This is a genomic window from Clostridium guangxiense, assembly GCF_021043395.1.
Taxonomy (GTDB): domain Bacteria; phylum Bacillota; class Clostridia; order Clostridiales; family Clostridiaceae; genus Clostridium_S; species Clostridium_S guangxiense.
Genome location: NZ_JAJNKE010000009.1, coordinates 94,396 through 103,452 on the forward strand (window position 1 = coordinate 94,396; position 9,057 = coordinate 103,452).

Genomic DNA, 9,057 nt, shown 5'->3' on the forward strand with positions numbered 1-9,057 from the left:
TCCTTAATTGCCATAATAGCCTTCATACTTTTCAAACAATCTTCACTTATGTTTTTTACTTATGCAAGTATATCTCTAAGCTCATCTTCAGTTATTTTGGAAAGTATATTTTTATCACTGTTTTTATCATTTATTACATCGTTTATTATTTTTTTCTTTTTTTCTTGAAGATCATATATTTTCTCCTCAATAGTTCCTCTCGCTATAAGTTTTATAACCTCTACGCTTTTCTTCTGACCAATTCTATGAACTCTATCGGAAGCTTGTTCTTCTACCGCTGGATTCCACCATGGATCAAAATGAATAACCACATCTGCTCCTGTAAGATTGAGTCCTGTTCCACCAGCTTTTAAAGATATTAAAAATACATCTCCAACACCATTATTAAAATTCATTACAATGTCTGTTCTATCCTTAATATTAGTCTGTCCATCAAGGTACATATATTTAATCTTATCATTTTTAAGCATTTTACCTATAGCTTTAAGTACCGTGGTAAATTGAGAAAATATAAGTATTCTATGATTATTATTTATACTTTCCTCTAAGATATCATGAAGCGCTAAAATTTTTCCACTTTTCCCATCAAAATTTTCAATAAAAGATGATGGATTGCAGCATATTTGCCTAAGGCGCGTTAAAAGTGACAAAATTGAAAATTTGCTTTTATTAAATCCATTTTCATTTATCTCACGCTCTATTTCGCGCTTTGTATTAGTTAAATATGAAGCATAAACTTTTTTCTGTTCTTCAGTCATTTCAACAATAACCTTATGCTCTATCTTAGGTGGAAGCTCTTTTATTACATCTTTCTTTAATCTTCTTAATATAAAAGGCTGTATATGCTTAGATAATTCTTTTAGTACTTTTTGATTTTTGTCCTTTACTATAGGCACTTCATATTTCTTCATGAATTTAGAATGACTTAAAAGATATCCAGGCATTATAAAATCAAAAATAGACCAAAGCTCAGTAAGAGAGTTTTCCATAGGAGTTCCCGTAAGTGCAAAATAATTTCTCGCTTTTATTCTTTTCACTGATTTTGCATTAATAGAATTTGGATTTTTTATTTGCTGCGCTTCATCTAAAAAACAGTATTTAAAATTTATTTTTTCATAATCATCTATATCATTTCTTATTAGTGGATAAGAGGTTAATAACACATCATATTCCAAGGCATTTTTTAAGAGTTCCTCTCTTTCAGTCTTACTTCCTATAACAACTAAAGTTTTTAAACTAGGAGAAAATTTTTCTATTTCATTCTTCCAGTTATATACTAAAGAAGTAGGCGATATTACAATAAATGGGCATCCTTTTTCAATTTCAGAAGTAATAAAAGCTATAGTTTGAATTGTTTTTCCAAGGCCCATTTCATCTGCAAGTATTCCTCCAAATCCGCCTACTGTAAGCGTTTGAAACCAATTAAATCCAACTTTTTGGTATCGTCTTAATATTTTTGAAAATTCTTTTGGAAGCTTGCTATTTGCATTTTTTATTTCCTTTATAGAACTTACTATTTTATTAAACTCACTGCTTTTTTGAAAAAAACTTAGGTTTGATTTTTCCAGTGCATTATCAATATAAAAAGCATTATATTTAGAAAGTTTTACATTTTCGTTAGAAAGCTCGGAATAATTAATATCAAGATATTCCATGAAATTTGCAATATCTCTTATAGTGTCATTGTCTAAAGAAACGATACCACCTTTTTTTAATCTATAATATTTCTTTTTAAGCTTAAGTGCTTCGAAAACATCTTTAAGTTCAGCTTTGTCAACACCTTCTATATCAAAAGAAATCTCAAGGAAATTTTGATCATTAATTCTTATTCCACCTCTATAACTATTTGGTGAATATACTTTTAAATTTTTAAGACTATGCGAATAAAAAACTTGAGACATATTCTGAAGTTTTTCAAGTCCATCAATAAAAAAATCTATTGTTTGTTCTTCAGAATTATTTATATAACTTTCTCCGTACTTTTGAAAACCATAATTTTCAAACAATTTCATTATATTAAGTTCTTTATCTACATCTCTAATAAAAATCTCATCTTTTTCCGACTCTTTAATTTTACTCCTTCTAAGCGGATTTATACTTAGTTCATTGTATTTAAACTTTATATTTACAATTATACAGTCATTAAGTTTATCAAGAAAAACTTCTGCATTTAAAGGTACTTTAACGAGTTTCTCTTTTAAACTCTTATTTACGTTAAGCTTGATATTAATTTTATTAAGCATAGTAATAATATACGATATAACCTCATTAGCACGATTTCCACTTAGTTTTATATTCTCCCCATTTTTTTCAAATTCTTCATAAAAAGGTTCAAATACATCCCTGCTTTTTTCATCTATGCTATAAATACATCCATCATAGAAAATAATATCGTGACTACTATTTAAAAACACAGGCATTTCTCCATCAATACCTACTTCAATCGTTTTTTCGCTTTCATTCAAATGCATCTTAAGTTCCGGAAAAATACATTTTATTTTAATATTAGAATACTGAACTTTATCAATTACTGCATCAAATTTCCTGTTTTCCATTATTCTAAAAAATTGCTTAAGATTAATTTCTGAAAGATAGATTTTTTTACCACTTATAGTTCCTGTTAAATCTTGAAAACTTTCATATTCACTTAAATAAATTTCCTTGAAAAAATTAATTAAATCCTTATCTTCATCTTTTATATAATACTTTTTAGGATTATAAGTAAATTTTTTGCCATATTCTATTACTTCTTGTTTTCTTGTAATTGCCTTTAAAAATTGTTCTACATCTTTTACAATATATAATTTATCCTCACCTATTTTAAATTCAATAGAAGATTTTTTAGTATTTACTTGTGAATATTCATATTTCACTTCAATATTCAAAGGTTTCCCAGAAGCATTATCATCTAAAATAGAATTCTTAAGCTTTCCAATAAACTTTTTGGTATACACATCTTTTGAACCTTCAATTACCTGTTCTTTATCCCTTGCATACTTTATAAGTACCGCTGCTATATGCTCACATATGTTATCATTACTGTGCTTTTTTTTAACATCCATGCAGTCACAACTTATAGAAACTATACCTGTCTTATCATTAAACAGTATAAATACATTGTGAATGATAGAATTATTATCCTTAACTTCAGCATTGATATTAGTAAAATTGGCATTATACAGTGGATTAAAATGTCTTTTTATTTGTACATTATTAACCATAGAATTTTCATAATATTTAACAGCTTCCTTATAACATTCATCGCTAGCCCAATACTTTACTGTTATATCACTAATGTCAAACAAACTGACTCACCTCATAATTCATCATATTTGACCTTAATTTTTTTTAAATCCTCCCAAAATACTTTTTTCTTACTTTCATCTCTAAAAAGTGCAGCAGGATGAAATGTCGACATAATATATAATCCATTAAATTCTATCCACTTTCCTCTATCCCTTGTAATTCTCATTTCTCTACTTTTACTTGCAATTTTCCATTCCTCTGGTATGCTATCTTCGCTTAAGCTATCACAAAATTTTATAAATATAGGTTCCATCAAATATTTCATTGCTGTTGCCCCTAAACATACCACAATTTTAGGTTTTATAAGTGCAAACTGATTTCTAAGATAAGTAATACATTCTCTAGCCTCATCTTCATATGGCGTCCTGTTTTTTTCTGGTCTGCACTTGCATATATTGGCTATGTAATAATCATTTTCCCTTGTAATATTTAAGGCTGTTAACCCCTTTGTCAAAAGCTGTCCTGCTCTTCCCACAAAAGGTCTTCCAAGTCTATCTTCATCTGCTCCAGGTGCTTCCCCTACAAACAATATCTTTGCTTTTAAATTTCCTTCTCCAAACACCATATTTGTTCTTTTATTTCCAAGTTCACATTTATGACAATTCAAACATTCATTATATAATTCTTTCCAACCAAACACTTTTTACACACCCTTCAAAAAACATTGCAATTTAACTTTAGTATACCATAATTAATATCTTAAAACAGCCATGCCATTGATTAAGTAAACGTTTGATATAAATATACTTTTAATATATAATTAAAGTATATTTATATCAAAATATATTTTTGGGGGTGGTCTTTATGCGCCATAAAAAATTTTCATTTTGCATTTTAATTATTTTTACAATTGCCATTCTTTCATCATGCACATCAGTAAGCGAAAACTATTTAAAAAAAGGAGATACTGCCACCGCTAATAAAAAATATAATGATGCCATTAACTATTATTCAAAAGCTATAAATGCAGATAAAACAAATACAAAAGCTTTTGTTAATAAAAGTTATGTATTAATATTAGATGAACAATATGCCAACGCTATTTCTTGTGCAGAAAGTGCCATAAAACTCAATCCAAAATATGGTGAAGCTTATGCATATAAAGGTTTAGCTTTATTTAAACAGCAGAATAATGCCAATGCAATTAAATATTTTGATAAATCAATAGAACTTGGATATAAAAGTGCTGAAATCTATAATGAAAAAGGAGTATGCTTAACTCTTTCTAATAAATATTCCTTAGCAATAAACTCCTTTGACGAAGCTCTAAAATTAAATCCTAAATTTTCTAGTGCATTAGTCAATAAAGCTTCATGTCTTGTGTATCTTGGCAAATATGATGATGCAAATAAAGTCTTTGATATGGCCTTAAGTATTGACAAAAACAGTGTAAAAATTTACAACGAAAAAGGGTTATCCTTTAAACTTGCCAAAAGGTATGATGATGCAATTGCTGCTTTTGATAAGGCAATTTCATTATCCACAAAAGATCCTATCTTATACTACAATAAGGGACTAGCTTTGTATGCCAAAGAAAGTTATCCAGAGGCCATACAGTGTTTTGATAAAGCTATTTCATTTAATTCAAAATATTCAAATGCCTATGATGCTAAAGGATTATGTTTAGCTTCTATGGGGAAAGATAATGATGCAATAATAGAATATGATAAAGCTATAAAAACTGATCCTAATAATAGTTATGCCTATAATGATAAAGCTTGTTCTTTAGTTAATTTAAACAAGCTTCAGGATGCTTTACCTTATTACAATAAGGCGCTTAACATCGCTCCCAATTCAAAAGAAATATATAGAAACAAAGGCTCACTTCTTCAAATGCTTGGAAAAGAAAAAGAGGCCCAAGAATGTTTTGCAAAGGCCGGGGATTAATCGTTCTCCTCATGAGATGCTAAGTTTCAATAACTAATTTTATTACAAGCTTTTTTCATACATATACTATTATAATTTCCGGCATATGCTTTATAATTTTATATTTTGGCATATCCGGAATTTTTACTGTCTGTTTTTATCATTTCTAAATTTATTTCATGTGCCCCCCATATAAATATCTTATTCTGTAGTTCTAATTACATATTTATATAAGTTTTCATTTTCTTCTTTATCAAAAATAGTACCTAATAGCCTACCATTATTTTTTTCTATAATCTTTCTTGAAGCTGTATTTTCTACGTTACAAGTCACTATCACATCTTTTATCCCTATTTTTTCAGCTTCCCTCAAGGCTAATTTAAGAATTTGAGTGCCATAGCCCTTCTTTCTGTAAATTGGCGATATATCATATCCTATATGACCTGCACCTTCCACTTCTTCATGCCTAACTCTCGTTACTCCAACAACTTCATTATTATCAATTAACCAAAAGGTTGAAGTATTAACAAATCCATCCTTCAAGTCTATACCTTTAATCCAATTATTTAGGTACTTTAAATATCCACCAAAATTCTGTAAAGCTTGTTTATACATACTGAAATAATAAGTTTCACCAGCCTCTCTATATGCAATAACATATTTTTCAAAGCTTTTTTTATATTTTATATCTGGCTTAGCTAAAAATAAATCTGTCATAGACAATCACACCCCTTTTTATAGATAGACAATCTGTATGATGCTTTTAATTATAATATTAATCTAAATATATACAACAAATTATATAATTTTATTTTAATATTTTTAGCATTTTTATTTACAGCGTAACAATGTTATGTTACACTAAGTTTAAAAGGAGGCAAAAAAATGGATGAAGATAATTTAATATCAAAAAAAGAATTACTTGACCTCATGAGTATATCCTATGGTCAATTATATAGATGGAAACGCAAAGAACTTATACCTGAAGATTGGTTTATAAAAAAATCTTCCTTCACAGGACAAGAAACTTTCTTTCCTAGAGATAAAATAATCGATAGAATAAAAAAAATTAAAGACCTGAAAGATGATGCTTCTCTAGATGATTTAGCTAATTTATTTTCAAATAAAGCTGCTGAGATTAAATTAAGCTATGAAAACTTACTTAGTCAAAACATTATTACAAATGAAACCTTGAATATATGTAAAGAATTACTGCCAAAAATTCATGAGTTATCCTTTGAAGAAGTTCTTTATATGTATGTATGCGATAAATTTTTATTATCAGGTAATATATCACTTGACGAAAGTAAGACTCTCTTTAATACTCTTATGAAAAATTATTTAACCTTTAATGGTGAAGATTTTGACGTAATTTTTATAAGAAAAATGGGAGTAGGCTTTTGCATTTTATGCTCTGCCAAAAATAAATTTTATATAGAGGATTTTGCAAAAGTCATTATGAATTTAAATATTGCTAAATGTGTTGAAGAGTTAAAATTGAAATTGAAATAAGTATATGGAGGTTTTAGTCATGGAGAATGAAAGAAGAAATTTAAAATTATCTGGTGCTGGAATTGCTAACGGAGGTTTTTATAATGAGGTTAAATTAAGTGGTGGATGCAAAATTAACGGCGACATTGATTGCAATTTTATGAAAACCAGTGGTGCTTGCAATGTTAAAGGAAATATTACTTCAAAACAATTATTAACCTCTGGCAGCTTTAGTGAAACAGGTAACATAGATACTGAAATTTTTAAAAGCAGCGGTTCATCAAAAATTGATGGCAATTTAAAAGGCGATGAGGTTACTATAAGCGGCAGTGGTAGTGTTTATGGTGATATAAAGGTTTCTAAACTAAATATATCGGGGGGTTTTAAAACAGATGGTAAAATTAGCGGAGGAGAAATAAAGCTATCTGGAGGTGTAAAAATCGAAAAAGACTGTGAATGCGATAAATTTTTCTCTAAAGGCAGCTTTAACATCGGTGGTACTTTAAATGCAGATGAAATAAATATAACAATATATGATTATTGCTCTGCAGAGGAAATTGTAGGACAAAATATAGATATTAGATACTCTTCAGATATTTCCTCTTCAATATTTCACATTATTAAAGATATGCTTTCAAGCTCATCAAATAGTCTTACAGCTCAAACCATAGAAGGTGACAACATTTATCTTGAGCATACCACTGCCAAAATAGTTCGTGGAAATAAAATAACCATTGGCGACAACTGTAATATTGATAAAATTGAATATAAAGATGATTTAGATATAACTGGCAATTCTAAAATAGGTTCTAAAACACAAATATAATATAGATTTTTACCATATATATTTTACAATTACAAATTATATGATAATATGTATTTTATTTAAAAATCATATAGAAAATTTCTATTATTTATACGTAAAGTAAAATTTAAAATCCGTATAAGAATTAATTAAAATAATAAAACAATATTAACTGACAGTTTTGCAAGAGTAAACACAAGAGAGTTTAAAAATTAGCAACTTCATTTAATAAATAGAGGCTCTTGATAGTTTTGTGTGATTAACATATTTGTTATTGAACTATTACTGGAAATTTAGCTTTTTCAGTAATAGTTTATTATTTTTGGGTGTATCATCATTTTTTCTTATCATAGTTTCTACTCTCATCCTTTTCATTCCTTGTACTCTACCTCTTAATTTTTATATGTATATTAATAATCATCTAGTAAAAAATACATAAGTATAAGATTCATATAATTCGGAGGTAGCAAAAGTGAAAAAATTTCTTAAAATATTTTTGGTTATCGTAGTTATACTTACTGTAATTTGCTTTTTTTTTATTAGGAATTTAGCTGAAACTGGCCATGGAAAGCTTAATACATATGTTGCATTAAATTTACAGTTAAATAAGCTACTCAATCCCAAGCCAAGCAATAATTATAGTTCAATAAAAGGAACTAGAAAATACCTAGACAGTCAATCAAACAAATCGGATACTACTATACCATTTTCCAATATCAAAAATACTGTTATAAATATAAACTCTTACAAAATTCCTGTACGTATATATACGCCTCAAGGTAAAGGTAAATTTCCTATAATTATTTACTCTCACGGGGGCTTCTGGATTGCAGGAAGTGTTAATACTCATGACAGCGTTTGTAGAAAACTTTCCAAAAACACAAATGCAATTGTAATATCTGTGAATTATCGTCTTGCTCCTGAAAATCCTTTTCCAGCTGCTGTCAATGATATATACTCTGTCCTTCAATGGACTTATAAAAACGCAGAAAGCATAAATGGAGATAGAAACCGTATTGCTATTGCAGGAGATAGTTCAGGTGGAAATCTTTCTGCGGCTGTTTCCTTAATGGCAAGAGATAAGAATGGTCCTCCTATAGCTTGTGAGGCTCTAATATATCCACCTACAAATATCTATAAATTAAATAGTAATTCTTGGTCTTATTATGCTAATAGTGCTAAACTATCTATACAAGATATGGAAAAATATATATCATTATATGTACCAAGGAAAGAAGACAGAAAAAATCCTTATGCTTCTCCTCTTTTAGCTAAAGATTTTAGAAAATTACCAGATACGCTTATCATAGTAGCGGAAATTGATCCTCTTCATGGTGAAGATATTGCCTATGCCAATAAACTAAAAAATGCAGGAATTAAAGTAAAAGTTAATGTATATAAAGGTGTTCCTCATGGTTTTATCACAATGAGTAAAATTACAAATAAATCAAATGAAGCCTTAAACGACATCTGTTCTTATATACGAAAGGAATTTCAAATATCTAAATATAGATAGACAAACTGGAATTTGTCGAGCTGAGTGAAGGGTTTTAATTCGCCCTGCTCATTAAAAAACTAACTTTTTCACT

General features: G+C 28.4%; 7 protein-coding genes. 4 read left to right on the top strand and 3 right to left on the bottom strand.

Going from position 1 to position 9,057, the window contains the following annotated elements; genetic code table 11:
* Positions 1-59: 59 nt before the first annotated feature.
* Entirely contained in the window at positions 60-3,305 is a 3,246-nt protein-coding gene (locus LQK79_RS08010) for a DEAD/DEAH box helicase (RefSeq protein ID WP_231016160.1), read from the bottom strand.
* A gap of 11 nt (positions 3,306-3,316) precedes the next feature.
* Positions 3,317-3,946, bottom strand: a complete 630-nt coding sequence (locus LQK79_RS08015) for a uracil-DNA glycosylase (RefSeq protein WP_053243034.1) — start codon at positions 3,944-3,946, stop codon at positions 3,317-3,319.
* Positions 3,947-4,110: 164 nt separating this feature from the next.
* Here LQK79_RS08015 and LQK79_RS08020 point away from each other — a divergent pair, with 164 nt between their 5' ends.
* Positions 4,111-5,193 (top strand): tetratricopeptide repeat protein, encoded by a 1,083-nt coding sequence (locus LQK79_RS08020; RefSeq protein WP_231016161.1) that lies wholly within the window; start codon positions 4,111-4,113, stop codon positions 5,191-5,193.
* Positions 5,194-5,373: 180 nt separating this feature from the next.
* Here LQK79_RS08020 and LQK79_RS08025 read toward each other — a convergent pair whose 3' ends face one another.
* Complete coding sequence (locus LQK79_RS08025; protein ID WP_231016162.1) at positions 5,374-5,889, bottom strand: GNAT family N-acetyltransferase; 516 nt, start codon at positions 5,887-5,889, stop codon at positions 5,374-5,376.
* A 168-nt stretch (positions 5,890-6,057) separates the two neighbouring features.
* Between LQK79_RS08025 and LQK79_RS08030 the strand changes: the two genes are divergently transcribed.
* The 3 genes from LQK79_RS08030 to LQK79_RS08040 all read left to right on the top strand — a co-directional run bounded on the left by LQK79_RS08030 (position 6,058) and on the right by LQK79_RS08040 (position 8,984).
* Positions 6,058-6,684: a YhbD family protein gene (locus tag LQK79_RS08030; protein WP_231016163.1), complete on the top strand. Its 627-nt coding sequence runs from the start codon at positions 6,058-6,060 to the stop codon at positions 6,682-6,684.
* A 19-nt stretch (positions 6,685-6,703) separates the two neighbouring features.
* Positions 6,704-7,489, top strand: coding sequence for a polymer-forming cytoskeletal protein (locus LQK79_RS08035; RefSeq protein ID WP_231016164.1), 786 nt, complete (start codon positions 6,704-6,706; stop codon positions 7,487-7,489).
* 451 nt (positions 7,490-7,940) lie between these two features.
* Positions 7,941-8,984: an alpha/beta hydrolase gene (locus tag LQK79_RS08040; RefSeq protein ID WP_053243038.1), complete on the top strand. Its 1,044-nt coding sequence runs from the start codon at positions 7,941-7,943 to the stop codon at positions 8,982-8,984.
* Positions 8,985-9,057 lie beyond the last annotated feature (73 nt).